The following is a 13,800-nucleotide window of genomic DNA, read 5'->3' on the forward strand; positions in this document are numbered from 1 at the left end:
CCGTCAGCTCTCCGCCGCCAGCAGCGGCTGCCACACCCGCACGGCGAGCTCGGAGAACTCCTGCACGTCCAGCGTCCCCAGCGGGGCGTTCGGACCGTAGACCAGGCAGTAGGCGTCGTCGGCGCGCTCGGCGAACTTGCCCGCCCACTCCTTCTCCTCGGCCTCGTCGAGGGCGAAGCGGTGGTCGGACCCGGTGAGCAGCTTGCTCACGTACCGCTCGGCGGTGGCGACCGGCAACGGCAACGGACGGCGCAGGCCCTCGTCCCGCAGCGCGATCAGGTCGGCGAGGACCGCGGACCCCGCGTCCGGCTCCACGGGCCCGAGCACACGCCGGGCGGCGCGGTCGCTGCGCCGGCCGACGACGGTGCCGCGCCACTTCTCGTCCGGGTGCATCGCGAGCAGGGCCAGCAGCTCGATCCACGCCGAGAGCCGCTGCTTCGCCTTCAGCGACGAGTACTCGACCCGCAGGAAGTCGACCCCGCGGACGCCGCCCACGGTCCCGGTCAGCCGCCGCGGGACGCCGGCGACACGGAGCTCGACGTCGATGTCGACGATCCGCGGCTCGGTGCCGAGTTCGTCGGCGACCATCGCGGTGATCGCGTCGACCCGCGCCCCGACCCTGCTCAGCACCCGCCGGCCCAACGCGCCGGGCGGCAGCGCGCCGCGGCGCAGCTCGAGCGCGCAGCAGACGTCGATCGGGATGCCCCGCAGCCGCTGTCGCAGCAACCGGTCGCCGATCGCCCACTCGCTCAGCCCGTCGAGCTCGACCGGCAGCGCGTCCGGCGGGTCGGTGTCCTCGTCCGGGAAACCGATCTCCAGACGCTGGCGGAGGAACCCACGGGCCGGGTGGGTGAGCATCCGGATCAGGTCGGTGAGCTCCACCGGCCCCGGCGCGCAGGGCGGCAGGGCGCCGTCGACGAGCTCGCGCGCGGCCGTCCGCGGGGCCAGCAGCGCCCGGGCGCCGGCCAGGGCGGCGCGGTCGAAACTGATGGGGCGTCGGGCCGGCGCCGGCGCGCCGGGCAGGTCGACGCCGAAGTTGCGGGGGTCGAACACCTGCAGCGGATGACGGACCGTCACGTGCGCCGCCACCGAACGACCGTCCGCGGTCCGGGCGACCCCGTCCAGGGCGTCGAGCAGTTCGCCGACCGGCACCGCGGGCGGGATGGGGGCACCCGAGCGCTCGTCGGCGCCCGTGTACAGGACGATCAGGTGCTCACCAGCGGCGCCGACGGCGTCGAGCAGCAGCTGCCGGTCCTCGCTGCGCGGGTCCCGCTCACCGGGGCGCGGGGCGCGAGCGAGCAGGTCGTCCCCGTCGACGACGCCGGCGCGCGGGAACGTGCCGTCGTCGAGGCCGAGCAGCACGATCACCCGATGCGGCACCGAGCGCATCGGCACCATCGTGCAGACGGTCAGCGTGCCGGTGCGGAAGCTGGCGCGGGTGGGCCGCCCGGCCAGGCGCCCGGCGAGCAATGCCGCGACGTCGCCGGGCGTGAGCGGGGTGTCCGAGCCGCCCGCGGCGTCGCGCAGGTCCTCGAGCTCGGAGGCCAGCGAGACCGTCTGCCACGCCTCGCCGGGGCCGGGAGCGGCCAGCGACAGCACGGCGTCGAGGAGCAGGTCCACCCACTCGTCGAGAGGGTGCGGCTGCGCGATCGCGGTCAGCGCGTGCCCGAGCCGGTCGACGAGTTCGGCGAACCGCCCGGCCAGGCCGATCTTCGCGGAGTCGACGTCGTCGAGCGGCACGGCCTCGCCTAGCCAGGTCTGCCCGGCTTCCATCGCCACCCCGAGCAGCAGGCGGTCCAGGCCGTCCCGCCACGTGCCCTGCGCGGTCGGCAGCGCGTAGCGCCGGCGGTGCGCGGCGTCGACGCCCCAGCAGATCCGGGCGTCCGCGACCCAGTCGGCCAGGCGCTCGGAGTCCTCGGCGTCGAAGCCGAACCGACGGCGGACCGGCGCCGTGGCGGCAAGGTCGAGCACCGCTGCGGCGGTCACGCGGCCCCGCGCGAGCTCGAGCAGGGTGGCCAGCGTCCCGAACAGCGGGTTCGCCTGCCGCAGCGCCCGGTCGGCCAGGCGGACCCGCAGCCCCGCGGCCGGATGCCCCGGGCCGCGCTCGGCCCCCTCGCCGGCGTCGCGCTCGGCGAAGGCCGCGGCCACGAGCGGGGCGAACTGCTCGATGTCCGGGCACATCACGAGGATGTCCCGCGGCTGGAGCGTCGGGTCGGCCGCGAGCCGCTCGAGCACGGTCTCCCGCAGGACCTCGACCTGCCGCGCCCGGCCGTGGCAGGAGTGCACGACGACGGAGTGGTCGTCGGCCGCCAGCAGCGGGCGCTCCGCCGGGGCGGGGACCTCGTCCGCGGCCAGCGCGACCTGCAGCCGGCCGAGCAGGGTGTCCGGACGCGGGGGAGCCGGGTGCTGGATGTCGCCGTGCCCGGGCGCGACCTGCGCGAGGCGGGCCTGCAGCCCGCGCACGTCGCGCGACATCGAGCGCACCAGCGGGTGCCGCGGCCCGTCGCCGACGGCGACCGCTGCCCACAGCGCGGGCGAGGCGTGCTGGATCCAGAGCCGGATCTCGCGTCGTTGCGCCAGGGTGGCCAGCACGCGCAGGCGCGTCCGGGAGAGCCGGTTCAGGCCGAACACCGAGAACCGCTCGGGCAGCGCGGCGCACCCGGGCTCGTCGGCGAGCCGGGCCAGCGCCTCCTCCAACCGTTCGGCGGGAGAGGGCACGCCGATCTCCTCGCGCAGCCGCCGCCACAGCGGCGGCTGCCAGGCGAGGTCCGCGGGGACGGGTGTGCCGTCGTCGGTCTCGTCCCGGCCGGCCGCCCAGCGCTGGATGAGCTCGGGGCGCTCCTGGCCGTAGGTGGCGAACAGCGCGGCCAGGCGCGCCGCGACCGCGTACCGGCGGTCGCCACCGGCGAGGTGGGCCTCGATGCGGTCACCGGCCCCGCCCCCGTCGAGGATCCGCAGCAGCGGCCACACCGCCCGCTCCGGCGCCCACGGGTCGGCGGACGCGCCGTCGTCGCCGGTGGACACGCCGGCCGGCACCCCACCGCCCGCGGCCCGCAGGGCGTCGTCGAGCAGCCGGGTGGGGGAGGAGAAGACGACGTTCGCGCAGATGCCCGCACCGTCGCCCGCGCCGTCCGGACCTGCCCCCAGGACGTGGGAGAGCCGCTGGGCCAGCCAGCGCTCGACGCCCTTCGCCGGCACCGCGACGATCTCGGGTGCGAACGGATCGCCGGCGGGCACCGCGAGATGCCGGCCCAGCTCGGTGACGAGGACGTCCGCGCTCGCGGACCGGTGCACGTGGAGCATCGCGGGCCTACCTTCTCAGCCGGCACCGACAGCGCCCAACCGCGCCGGTCGGTCCCGCGCTGGCAGGATGCCGGGATGCGGCTGCCGGCGGACCTCGTCACCCCCGCTCTGGTCGTGGACGCCGACCGGATGGCGGCGAACATCGCCGCGATGGCGACCCTCGCCGCCGAGCGGGGACTGGCCCTGCGGCCCCACGCGAAGACCCACAAGTGCCTGCCGATCGCCGCCCAGCAGCTCGCTGCCGGCGCACGTGGTCTCACGGTCGCCACCGTCGCCGAGGCCGAGATCTTCGCGGACGGGGGCGCCGCCGACCTGTTCGTCGCCTACCCGGTCTGGGCGGACGCGGCCCGGGGCGCGCGCCTGGCCGCGCTGGCCGAACGGACCGCGCTGCGCGTCGGCGTCGACTCCGCCGAGGGCGCGGCGGCGCTCGCCCGCGCCGTCCCTGGCCTCGAGGTACTCGTCGAGATCGACAGCGGCCACCACCGCACCGGCGTCGCGCCGGCCGACGCCGGGGCCGTCGCGGTTGCGGCCGAGCGGGCGGGCCTGCGGGTCCGCGGCGTCTTCACCTTCCCCGGTCACTCCTACGCCCCCGGTGCGCCCGGCGCGGCCGCGGCCGACGAGGCCACGGCGCTGCGCGCGGCGGCCGACGCCCTGGGTGGGGCCGGGATCGAGGCGGGGGAGCGCAGCGGCGGGTCCACGCCCAGCGCCGCCCACACCGGAGCGGAAGTCACCGAGCTCCGGCCCGGCGTCTACGTCTTCGGCGACGCTCAGCAGCTCGAACTCGGCACGATCGGCGAGGACGGGATCGCGCTGGTCGCCGCGGGAACCGTGGTGAGCCGCGCTCCCGGCCGGGTCGTCCTGGACGCCGGCAGCAAGGTCCTCGGGGCCGACCGCCCCGCGTGGGCGAGTGGGTTCGGCCGGGTGCCCGGTCACCCGGACGCGCGGGTCGTCGCTCTTTCGGAGCACCACGCGACCGTGACCTGGCCGACCGGTCCGCCGCCCGACCTGGGTGAGATCGTCCCGGTCGCGCCGAACCACGTGTGCGCGGCCGTGAATCTGGCCGCTGACCTGGTCGTCTGTCGCAACGGCGCAGTCGCGGACACCTGGCCCGTGGCGGCCCGAGGCGCCAACACCTGACCTGGCAGCGGCCTGTGAGCTGGGCCCGATTTCGGGCCGAAACTGAACCGTCACGCGCTGCGGTGCGTCCCAACCGGGACAACGAGGACAGGCCGGGGGGCCTGCACGTGACGGGGGCCTGCCATCGTGATCCGTGTCCGTACGACCACGCCGTCGATCGGGACGACCGGGCTCGCGGTCGTGGGCCTCGTCGGCGCCCTGGCGACCGGCCTGACCGTCGGCCTTCCGCCCGCGGCCGCCGCACCCACCGCCGCCTCGACGGTCGCGGACGGCCGGTACATCGTCAGCTTCACCGAGGCGGCGACGGACGCTGACGTCGCGGCCGCCCGGGAGCGGGCGGTCGCCGCCGGCGCGCAGATCCGCTACGACTACGGCACCGCGCTCGCCGGGTTCGCCGCCGTGCTCCCGGACAGCGCGCGCGCCGATCTCGTCACCGACCCGTCCGTCGCGTCCGTGGAGCCGGACGAGGTCATGAGCATCAACTCGACCCAGAACAACCCGACCGCCGGTCTCGACCGGATCGATCAGCGTGCGACCAGGCTCAACAACACGTTCAGGTACGCGACGACCGGTAAGGGCGTCACGGCGTACGTCATCGACACCGGCGTGATGGCCTCGCACTCGGAGTTCGGCGGGCGCGTCCAGGCCGGCCGGTCGTTCACCTCCTCCCCGGCGACCACCGACTGCGGCGAGGGCCACGGCACCCACGTCGCCGGGCTCATCGGCGGCCGGCGCTACGGCGTCGCCAAGTCGGTCACGATCGTCCCGGTCAAGGTCTTCGGCTGCGACGGCGCCGCCAGCGTCTCGACGGTCATCGCCGGCATCGACTGGGCGACCGCCGACGCGAAGAAGCGGCCGGGTCCGGCCGTCGCCAACCTCAGCGCGGGCGTCGACCGGAGCATGGGCCGCGGGCTCGAGCGTGCGGTGAAGAACGCGATCTCCTCCGGCCTGACGTTCGTCACCGCGGCCGGCAACGAAGGCGGGAGCGCCTGCGCGCAGTCGCCCGCGCGGGTCGGTCCGGCCATCACGGTCGGAGCGGTGAACCGGAGCGACCGCCGGGCCGGCTTCTCGAACTACGGCAAGTGCGTGGACCTGTTCGCGCCGGGCGTCGCCGTGCTCTCCGCGGGCATCGGCTCGACCTCCGACACCGCGGTCAAGGACGGCACCTCGATGGCGGCGCCGCTGGTGACGGGCGTCGTCGCGAGCTTCCTGCAGCGGTACCCGACGGCGAGCGTGTCCAAGGTCCGGGCCGCGCTCTTCGACGCCACCACCAAGGGCAAGCTGCGTGGCATCGGCTCGTCGCCGAACCGCCTGCTCTACTCGAAGCTTCGGGTCGTGAACCGCTCGCCGAAGGTCAGCTCCCTCGGGGCGGCGCTGCCGGGCAAGGGGCGGTCCGTGAACACCGGATCGGTCCCGGTCCACGTCAGCTGGAAGGGCTCGGACCCCGACGGCACCGTCGTGCGGTACGAGGTGCAGCGCAGCACCAACGGCGGCCGTACCTGGCGCTCCGTCGCGCTGCCCACGAAGAAGGCGCGCTCGATCACGCTGAACCTCGGCAAGAGCGGCGGGCACCGCTTCCGGGTCCGCGCGGTCGACGACCTCGGCCGCCGCGGCGCCTGGCGGACCTCGAACAAGCTGCGCGTCTCGATCGCGCAGCAGGGGTCGGCGAAGTTCCGCAAGACCTGGACGTCCGGTTCCGCGCCCGACCTGATGGGCGGTTCGAGTCGGAGCTCGGCGAACCGGGGCGGCGCGGCGATCTACAAGTTCAGCGGCCGCACGATCCGCTGGATCGGGACGACCGACGCGAGCTACGGCAAGGCGAAGGTCTACCTCGACGGCATGCTGGTCGCGACGGTCGACACCTACTCGGCGACCCGGAAGACGTGCCGCGTGCTGTTCGCCAAGACGGTGAAGCCGGGTAAGCACACGCTCAAGATCGTGGTGCTGGGCAAGCACGGTGCGAAGTCCGGTGGCAATCGGGTGGACCTCGACGCCTTCGTCGTCACGAACTGATTCCCGGGCGTAAAGGATATTCCTGACGAAGCGTCAGACGACTTGCCCGGTATGTCGGAATGGTCGCCCCGCGCGCTCGGGAAAGCTTGATCCAAAAGGTGGCGGACGCATTCGGCGGGTTCCTAGCCTGAACCGGTGAGACGGACGGGGGGAGTCCGGATGGCGGAGCGTCGGATCGGGTGCTCGGCGTGGGCCCGGCGGGCGTCGGTGGTCGCGCTGAGCACGGTGGTGGCCGTGGGGTCGTCGGCTCTGCCCGCGGTCGCGGGCGACGGCCCGAACCCGGCGACCCCCGAGGTGGCGGCCGGCGAGGGCGGTGGCGGCGAGCGCATCCCGGACCGGTACCTGGTGGTCTTTCAGCGGGGGACCGACCTCGACCACATCCGTGAGGTCCAGCGGATGGCCGTCGCGAAGGGCGGGCGCATCCACGCCGAGTACACCCAGGCGCTGAAGGGCTTCGGAGCGACCCTGCCCAAGGCCGCGCTGACCGCGGTCAGGGCCGACGCCGCGATCCGCTTCGTCGAACCCGACCGCACCCTGCAGGTCGCGGCGACCCAGACCCCGGTCCCGTCGTGGGGCCTCGACCGCGTCGACCAGCGCCCGCGCCGCCTCGACAACCGGTACGGCTACGAGGCGACCGGCCGCGGCGTCACCGTCTTCGTCGTCGACACCGGCATCCGCAGTACGCACCGGGAGTTCACCGGACGCATCGGCACGGGGTACTCCGTGATCTCGGACAGCCGCGGCACCGAGGACTGCAACGGCCACGGCACGCACACCGCGGCGACGGTCGGCGGGCGGACCTTCGGCGTCGCCAAGGACGTGACGCTCGTGCCGGTCCGCGTCCTCGGGTGCTCCGGCGGGGGGAGCGCGATCAACCTCGTCGACGGGATCGACTGGGTGGTCGAGCAACTGACGAGCCTCCCGCGCAACGCCGTCATCAACATGAGCCTGGGCCAGGACAACGGGTCCGCAGCGATCGACGCGGCGGTCACGGCCGCCGTCGCCGCCGGCATCCCGGTGGTCGCGGCCGCCGGCAACCAGGGCGGGAACGCCTGCACGCCCTCGCCGGCCCGGGTGGGCGAGGTCATCACCGTGGGCGCGACGACCGCCGACGACCAGCGCGCGTCGTTCTCCAACGCCGGTTCCTGCGTGGACGTCTGGGCCCCGGGCGCGGCGATCAGGTCCGCCGACAACGCCTCGGACTCCGCGACGTTCACGCTGTCCGGAACCTCGATGGCCGCCCCGCACGTGGCCGGGGCCGCCGCCCTCCACCTGGAACGCTTCCCGGGCGCGACGCCCGCCCAGGTGCGCGAGGCGATCGTGTCGACCGCGACCTCGGGCGTCCTCTCCAAGATCGGATCGGGCTCGCCGAACAAGCTGCTCTACGCGCCTGCGCTCGGCGGCCTCGCCAACCGCGGCCCGACCTCGCGGGGGCCCGTGCCCGCGCTGACGGGTGGTCAGGTCACCGCCGCCGGAGCGGTACCCGTCCGCGTCACCGCGGCGGACGTCTTCGACCCGGAGGGTGACAAGCTCGGCGGCTCGCAGCTGCAGGTGAGCCGGGACGGCGGCAACACCTGGACGGAAATCGCGCTGCCCTCGCCCCGTTCCACCGCCGCCACGATCCGGGTCCCGGCGACGAAGGCGCTGCGCTTCCGGATCCGCCTCACCGACGCGGCCGGCAACCTGGGGGACTGGGTGACCGGCCCGACGCGGTCCCTCGCCGTGCGCTCCCAGACCAGCGGGGCCACGTTCCCGAAGGCCGGGAAGTGGAAGACCGCGCGGAGCTCCGCCGCCCTCGGCGGCTCGGTGAAGCAGACCAGCCGCAAGGGCGGGACGGCGACGTTCACGTTCACCGGCACGTCGGCGAGCTGGATCGCGACGATGGCCCGCAACCGGGGCAAGGCCGCGGTGTACGTCGACGGGAGGAGGATCGCGGTGATCGACCTGTACTCGAAGTCGTCCACCTCGCGCCGGACCGCCTTCTACGTGCACGGCCTCAAGGCCGGGAAGCACACAGTGAAGATCGTGGCCCTCGGCACCAAGCGCAAGGCGGCGAAGGGCCAGCGGATCGACGTCGACGGCTGGGCGTCGATCTCCTGACGACCAGTCAGTACGCGATCAGCCGGCGGGCAGCCGGCGGTCAGCCGGCGGGCCGGTCCCGCAGCACCTTCGTCGCGGCGAGGCCGGCGGTCTCGGGGCCGCCGTCGACGTAGCGGGCGAACTCGTCCACCCAGGTCGCGAGGCGGGAGCCGGAGGTCAGCAGGGCGCCCCAGTGCCCGGTGTCGATCGTGCGCCACCACGCCGCGTCGGCGGAGTCGAGGCCGGCGGCGGCGAGGGTGGGGCTGACGTAGCGGTCCTGCAGCGGGACGACGAACTGCACGGGCACCGCCGCCGGCTGCGGGTCGCGGCGGGTGCGGCGGCCGAGGCGGGTCGGCAGGTTCGCCCGGTAGAGGTTGAGGCCGGCGACCGCGTCCTCGGTGAGCGTCGGCGCGACGTGGACCGCGGCCGGCGGGATGTCCTCCGTGCGCCGGAGGCGCCGCACCCACCGCGGCCCGAGCGTCCGGCGCCAGGCGATTTCGGGCAGCTTCGGGACCTGGAACATCCCGACGTACCAGGAGCGGGCCTGCTGCCGCAGCAGCGGCGCCAGCTGCCGCGGGGTCGGGTGGCTCCACCGCGCCCGCGTCCAGGCGGCGACCTGGTCCAGCCCGGGTCCGGACACCGTCGTGTACGAGGCGATCCACTCCGCGGCGTCCGGTGCGGTGACCGCGTCCCAGCCGGTGATCGACCCCCAGTCGTGCCCGACCAGGTGGACGCGCCCGGGAACGCCGGCCGCCGCGACCACGGCGCGCGCATCCGCGACCAGCGCGGACAGCGCGTAGGCCTCCCGGTCCGCCGGCCGGTCGGACTCGCCCGCCCCACGCACGTCGTACCGCAGCACGCGCCAGTCCGCCGCCAGCGCGTCGGCCACGACGTCCCAGACCCGGTGCGTGTCCGGGTAGCCGTGCACGAGCAGCACGGCAGGACGCTCGGCCGGTCCCTCGGCCCAGGCCGCCAGCCGGACCCCGTGCGGGGCGTGAACCTCGAAGCGTTGCCTCACCCGGCGGCGGCGAGCCGGGTGGCGTACCGGTCCGCGAGCTCGCGCAGGGCCCCGGCGCAGTCCCCGGTGAAGGACGAGCCGTGCATGATCGCGAGCGTCCGCGGCTCGAGTTCGGCCAGCCGGCGGATCGTCGGCGCCGTGGCCGGGGTCAGGCAGGTCGAGGCGAACATCGTCTCGGCCTGGTCGGCCGGCTCGACGACGTCGGACGAGACGACGGCGGGCCCGCTGCCGAGGTGGGAGAACAGGTCGCCGCAGAACAGCGTCCCGGTCTCCTCCTCGTAGAGGACCCGCGCGTCCCACCCGTGCGGCACGTGCGGGGTGTCGAGGTGGCGCAGGCGCCGCCCGCCGAGGTCGAGGACCTCGCCGTCGGCCAGCGGACGCGGCTCCCGGTCGCACAGGTCGTTGAGCGAGACCATGCACCCGAGCGCGCCGTGCGCGACCTGGGCCCGGGGCGCCGCCCCCAGGAAGCTGTTCATGGCCCCGCTCTCGTCGGCCTCGAGGTGCCCGAACGTGATCCACCGCAGCTCGGCGACCGGACGCACGGTCTCGATCGCGGCCGTCACCAGCGGGAACATCCCGCGCGGGCCGGTGTGGAACAGCGCGGGTTCGTCCGCGTCGATCAGGAACTGGTTGAACGTGAAGCCGGTCGGCCCGATCTCGGGGACGAACGTGGCGATCCGGTAGATCCGGTCGGCGATCTCGTCGATGGTGGTGCCGGGCGTGCTCTCCATGGTGCCCTCCTGGCCGCCCCTCCTGGGCGATTGGGCTCACTCGCGGTCGCAGCGCCATTAGTCTGGACCCAGGTCCGCACGGGCGCGCCATGTGTCCCCGGGTCCCAACTAGAGAGGCCGTCGCGGGAACCCAGTTCGGCTGGGGCCGCGTTCGTGCCGCGCGCCGCGAGGCGACCATCGCGCCACGGCGGACCTGCTGCTCCCGGGCCTCGGCCCGGGAGCAGCTCTTCTTCGGGCTCAGGCGCGCGGGTTCAGGCGTGCCGGCCGTGCGTCCCGACCAGCCGCAGGACGTCGAGCGAGTCCGAGGTGATGCCGTCGACGCCGAGGTCGATCAGCATGCGCGCCCGGGCGACGTCGTTGACGGTCCAGCACATGACGCGGTCGACGCGGTCCCGCAGGGCGGCCAGGACCTGCGCGGTGAGCAGGCCGTGTTTCACCGTGACGGCGTAGTCCGGGATCCGGTCCATCTCCAGTGCGGCCCGCAGCGCCGCGGGGTCGCCGATCGTCCGCCAGGTCCGGTAGCCCCCCGCCGCGAGCGCGGACAGGGTCTCCCAGCCCTTCGTGCTCGCGTAGCACCGCGCGGGGTCCGGGCCGACCTCGACCAGCCGCTCGACCAGCGCGTGCGCGGCCGCCCCCCGGTCGACCTTGAGGTCGATCAGCACCTCCGCCTCCGGGGGCAGGGCGGCCACCGTTGCGGCGAGTGCCACCTCCGACGGCCCCCGCCGGCGCACCGTGAACCGGACCCGGTCCCGGCGCAGCCGGGGGAGCAGGGGCGAGACCGGCAGGAAGTGCGAGCAGACGAGTTCGCCCCCGATCTCCTGGACGTCGATCTCGAACACCGTCGCCCCGGCCGCGACGAGCGCGGCGATGCCCGTGGGGGCGGGTGGGGTCCGGTGGGCGATCGCGAGCACTGGGCAACCTCCGCGAGGGGTGAGATCCGCCGTCGTCCCGCGCGCCGCGCGTGCGGGACGACCGGGTAGGACAGACTTGCACCCGGGATCCGGGTCGTGGCACGGGAGGCGAGCACGCGGCGTGAACGAGACGCTCGCGCTGTTGGCTGCCTTCGCCCTCGTCCTGGCCTGCGGGGTGTTCGTCGCCGCCGAGTTCTCCTTCCTCTCGGTCAACCGCACGGCGATCGAGCAGAAGGCCCGCGCCGGTGACGGCGGCGCCAAGGGCGTCCTCGCCGCGCTGCAGGGGCTGACGACGCAGCTGTCCGGCGCCCAGGTCGGCATCACGCTGACCAACCTCGCGATCGGCTTCCTCGCCGAACCCGCGATCTCCGAGCTGCTCGACGGCCCGCTCACCGACGCGGGCCTGTCCCAGAAGGCGGCCGAGGGCCTCGGCGCGGTGATCGCGCTCACGCTCGCGACGATCGTGACGATGGTGCTCGGCGAACTCGTGCCGCAGTACATCGCGCTCGCCCACCCCGAACGGGTATCGCGCTTCGTCCAACGCCCGATCCGGATCTTCACGCTGGCGACCAAGCCGCTGTCGGGCGGCCTGAACGTCGTCGCCAACCGCGTGGTCCGCGCGTGCGGCGTGGAGCCGACCGAGGAGCTCGCACACGCCCGTAACCCCGAGGAGCTGGTGTTCCTCGTCCAGCGTTCGGCCGAGCAGGGGACGCTCCAGGAGCCCACCGCGGACCTGCTGCGCAAGGTCCTCACCTTCGACGACCTGCGCGCCTCCGACGTGATGACCCCGCGAACGCGCGTCTCCACCGTGCCGGCCACGGCGACGGTCACCGAGCTGCTGGAGACCGCCCGCGAGACCGGCCGCACCCGCTACCCGGTGGTCGGCGCGACCGTGGACGACGTCCGCGGCGTCGTCAGCCTCTTCGACGCCCTCGCCGTCCCCGCGGCGGCGCGGGACACGACCCCGGTGGGCCGGATCGCCACCGAACCGCACCTGGTGCCGTCCGTCCTGCCGGTCGACGACCTGCTCGCGGGCCTGCTGGGGGAGTCCGCCCAGCTCGCGATCGTGCTCGACGAGTTCGGCGGCCTGGACGGCGTCGTCAGCCTCGAGGACCTGGTCGAGGAGCTGGTCGGCGACGTGATCGACGAGCACGACCCCGACAGCGGCGGGGAGCCCGAGAACGGTCCCCACGACCCGGGCGAGCCGTGGGTGGTCTCCGGCCTGCTCCGGCCCGACGAGGTGCGCGAGCTCACCGGCGTCGAGATCCCCGACGGCGGGATCGTCTACGAGACCCTCGGCGGCCTCGTCCTCGCGACGCTCGGCCGCGTGCCCGACGCGGGGGACTCCGTGACGGTCGCGGACGTCGAGCTCACCGTCGTCGCGATGGACGGGCGCCGGGTCGACCGCGTCGAGATCCGGCCGGCCGAGCCGGTCGACCCCGACGCGCCGCCCGACCCCGGCGACGCGTCGGGCGCAACGCCGGCCGGCCGTGAGGGGGCGCGTTCATGAGTGGGACGTGGGGCATCGTCGCCGCCGTCGTGCTGCTGCTGGCCAACGCGTTCTTCGTCGGCGCCTCGTTCGCCCTCGTCTCGGCCCGGCGTTCGCAGGTCGAGCCGGCCGCCAACGCCGGCTCCCGGCGGGCCGTCCGGACGCTCGCCGCGATGGACCGCCTGCCGCAGATGATGGCCGGCGCCCAGCTGGGAATCACGATCTGCTCGGTCGGCCTGGGCGCCCTCGCCGAACCCGCGATCGCGCACCTGCTGGAGGGCCCGATCGAGGACGCGGGCCTGCCGCACGGGGCGGTCCATCCGGTCGCGTTCTCCGTCGCGCTGCTGCTGGTCGTGCTGGCGCACGTCCTGATCGGCGAGATGGTCCCGAAGAACTTCACCCTCGCCCTGCCCGACCGCGCCGCGGTCCTGCTCGGGCCACCGCTCGCGACGTTCTCGCGCGCCTTCTCGGTGGTGCTCGCCCTGGTCCGCGGCATGGCGGCGGGGGTGATGTGGGCGCTGCGGATCCGCCCGTCCGACCACGTGGACAGCGCCTACGGCCTGCACGAGGTCGCGGAGATCGCCGCCGAGTCCCACCGCGAGGGACTGATCGACGACGAGGAGTACGGGCGGATGGCCCGCGCCCTCGACTTCACGTCGATGACCGCTGCGGACGTCCGAATACCGCGCGACCGCCTCCACACGCTCGCCGAGGGCGCGTCCGCGGCCGAACTCGAGGCCCTGGCCGCCCGCACCCGGCACATGCGGTTCCCGGTGCTCGACGGCGCCGGCGTCCCGGTCGGCTACGTCCACGCCAAGGACCTGCTCGTCGCGGGCGACCTCGGTGGCGGCGTCCCGATCGCGCCCGCCGTCCGCCCGATGCCCTCGGTCGCGTCGGACACCCCCCTGCCCGACGTCCTGGCCCAGCTGCGGGGCGATCGCGCCCCGATGGCCACCGTCGTCGGGGCCGGGGGAGTCGAGGGAGTGCTGACCCTCGACGACGTCGTCGTCGCCCTGATCCGGGCCGGCGCCCCGACTCGTCCGGCTTAACCCGAAATTCTCGTCGGTGTCCAGGGCCCGGATCGGCGCCCCGGGCGCGGTGTCGAGCTCCGAAACGCTG

Annotated in this window: 9 protein-coding genes; 5 read left to right on the forward strand and 4 right to left on the reverse strand. The window is 74.8% G+C overall.

Features of this window, described 5'->3' with window-relative positions:
• Positions 1-3: 3 nt before the first annotated feature.
• Positions 4-3,303: an exodeoxyribonuclease V subunit gamma gene (gene recC, locus SPOPO_RS0116990; RefSeq protein WP_028984858.1), complete on the reverse strand. Its 3,300-nt coding sequence runs from the start codon at positions 3,301-3,303 to the stop codon at positions 4-6.
• A 75-nt stretch (positions 3,304-3,378) separates the two neighbouring features.
• Between recC and SPOPO_RS0116995 the strand changes: the two genes are divergently transcribed.
• From SPOPO_RS0116995 to SPOPO_RS33005, 3 genes are all read left to right on the forward strand, one after another.
• Positions 3,379-4,440: an alanine racemase gene (locus SPOPO_RS0116995; protein ID WP_028984859.1), complete on the forward strand. Its 1,062-nt coding sequence runs from the start codon at positions 3,379-3,381 to the stop codon at positions 4,438-4,440.
• 126 nt (positions 4,441-4,566) lie between these two features.
• Positions 4,567-6,453, forward strand: a complete 1,887-nt coding sequence (locus SPOPO_RS33000; RefSeq protein WP_019876143.1) for a S8 family serine peptidase — start codon at positions 4,567-4,569, stop codon at positions 6,451-6,453.
• A gap of 159 nt (positions 6,454-6,612) precedes the next feature.
• Positions 6,613-8,553, forward strand: coding sequence for a S8 family peptidase (locus tag SPOPO_RS33005; RefSeq protein WP_019876144.1), 1,941 nt, complete (start codon positions 6,613-6,615; stop codon positions 8,551-8,553).
• Between the two features lie 40 nt (positions 8,554-8,593).
• Here SPOPO_RS33005 and SPOPO_RS30145 read toward each other — a convergent pair whose 3' ends face one another.
• The 3 genes from SPOPO_RS30145 to SPOPO_RS33010 form a co-directional block, all read right to left on the reverse strand.
• The gene (locus SPOPO_RS30145; protein WP_019876146.1) at positions 8,594-9,550 is read right to left on the reverse strand and encodes an alpha/beta fold hydrolase; all 957 of its coding nucleotides are present in this window, start codon (positions 9,548-9,550) and stop codon (positions 8,594-8,596) included.
• Positions 9,547-10,281, reverse strand: a complete 735-nt coding sequence (locus SPOPO_RS0117015) for an oxygen-binding di-iron domain-containing protein (RefSeq protein WP_019876148.1) — start codon at positions 10,279-10,281, stop codon at positions 9,547-9,549. The genes SPOPO_RS30145 and SPOPO_RS0117015 overlap by 4 nt, the downstream gene beginning before the upstream one ends.
• 251 nt (positions 10,282-10,532) lie before the next feature.
• Entirely contained in the window at positions 10,533-11,192 is a 660-nt protein-coding gene (locus SPOPO_RS33010) for a glycerophosphodiester phosphodiesterase (protein ID WP_019876149.1), read from the reverse strand.
• A 121-nt stretch (positions 11,193-11,313) separates the two neighbouring features.
• Between SPOPO_RS33010 and SPOPO_RS30155 the strand changes: the two genes are divergently transcribed.
• Positions 11,314-12,702, forward strand: a complete 1,389-nt coding sequence (locus SPOPO_RS30155; protein ID WP_019876150.1) for a hemolysin family protein — start codon at positions 11,314-11,316, stop codon at positions 12,700-12,702.
• Positions 12,699-13,730 carry a CNNM domain-containing protein gene (locus SPOPO_RS0117030; protein WP_019876151.1) on the forward strand — a complete coding sequence of 344 codons (1,032 nt, stop codon included), beginning with the start codon at positions 12,699-12,701 and terminating at the stop codon, positions 13,728-13,730. Before SPOPO_RS30155 ends, SPOPO_RS0117030 begins: the two co-directional genes overlap by 4 nt.
• The last annotated feature ends 70 nt before the right edge of the window (positions 13,731-13,800 follow it).

This window comes from Sporichthya polymorpha DSM 43042 (assembly GCF_000384115.1).
Taxonomy (GTDB): domain Bacteria; phylum Actinomycetota; class Actinomycetes; order Sporichthyales; family Sporichthyaceae; genus Sporichthya; species Sporichthya polymorpha.

Bases quoted from the DNA above. Each gene is read 5' to 3' on its own strand.
- SPOPO_RS0116995 (WP_028984859.1), top strand. From the start codon at position 3,379: ATGCGGCTGCCGGCGGACCTCGTCACCCCCGCTCTGGTCGTGGACGCC.
- recC (WP_028984858.1), bottom strand. From the start codon at position 3,303: ATGCTCCACGTGCACCGGTCCGCGAGCGCGGACGTCCTCGTCACCGAG.
- SPOPO_RS33005 (WP_019876144.1), top strand. From the start codon at position 6,613: ATGGCGGAGCGTCGGATCGGGTGCTCGGCGTGGGCCCGGCGGGCGTCG.
- SPOPO_RS0117030 (WP_019876151.1), top strand. From the start codon at position 12,699: ATGAGTGGGACGTGGGGCATCGTCGCCGCCGTCGTGCTGCTGCTGGCC.
- SPOPO_RS0117015 (WP_019876148.1), bottom strand. From the start codon at position 10,281: ATGGAGAGCACGCCCGGCACCACCATCGACGAGATCGCCGACCGGATC.